The organism is Halorubrum sp. AJ67, assembly GCF_000513435.1.
Window position 1 is genome coordinate 106066 of sequence record NZ_CBVY010000014.1, and the last position, 1155, is coordinate 107220.

1 protein-coding gene is annotated in these 1155 nt (G+C 68.7%); it reads left to right on the forward strand.

Features of this window, described 5'->3' with window-relative positions; genetic code table 11:
• Window positions 1–98: 98 nt before the first annotated feature.
• Window positions 99–1155: mRNA surveillance protein pelota (locus tag BN903_RS11510; RefSeq protein WP_048077857.1), on the forward strand; the 1057-nt coding region annotated here is incomplete at its 3' end.

The following is a 1155-nucleotide window of genomic DNA, read 5'->3' on the forward strand; positions in this document are numbered from 1 at the left end:
GGACGACCGCCTCGGCCCGGACGGCGGCTTCGAGTGGGGGCCCGCGCTGGGCGACGCGGAAGACAAGAGTTGATACGGTCCCGAGCGAACCCACGGCCATGCGCATCTCCGAGCGGGGGTACGGCGAGGAGGGCCGGGAACGGCTCACGCTGGTCCCCGAGAACGTCGACGACCTCTGGCACCTCGCGCACGTCCTCGAACCCGGGGACCTCGTCGAGGGCGACACCACGCGACGCATCCAGCGGAACGACGACCAGATGCGGGACACCGGCGGCCAGCGCGAGCACATCTTCGTCACGCTCGACGTCGAGGACGTGGAGTTCGCGCGGTTCGCCAACCGACTCCGCGTCTCCGGCGTGATCGTCGGCTGCTCGCGGGAGGACCAGCTCAACGCCCACCACACGCTCAACGTCGAGGAACACGACGAGATCACGGTCGAGAAACACTTCAAGCCGGACCAGACGGAGCGGCTAGAGGAGGCCACCGAGGCCGCGGAGAACCCCGACGTGGCCATCGCGACCGTCGAGGAGGGGGCCGCGTTCGTCCACACCGTCCAGCAGTACGGCACCGAGGAGTACGCCTCGTTCACGAAGCCGACCGGGAAAGGCGAGTACTCGCGGCCCCGCGAGGAGCTGTTCTCCGAGCTGGGCGACGCGCTCGCGCACCTCGACGCCGACGCGGTCATCCTCGCGGGCCCCGGCTTCACCAAGCAGGACGCGCGCGACTACATCGACGAGGAGTACCGGGACCTCTCCGACCGAGTCACCACCGTCGACACCTCCGCGGTCGGCGACCGCGGCGTCCACGAGGTCCTGAAACGCGGCGCGGTCGACGAGGTCCAAAAGGAGACCCGCATCTCGAAGGAGGCGAGCCTCATCGACGAGCTGACCGAGAACATCGCGAAGGGCGCGAAGGCGACGTACGGACCCGAAGACGTGGCCGAGGCGGCCGAGTTCGGCGCGATAGAGACGCTGCTCGTCGTCGACGAGCGGCTCCGCACCGAGCGCCAGAACGACGGTGACTGGACCATCGACGTGAACGAAGTGATCGAGTCGGTCGAACAGCAGGGCGGCGACGTGGTCGTCTTCTCCTCCGAGTTCGCACCCGGCGAACAGCTGTCGAACCTCGGCGGCATCGCCGCGATACTGCGCTATC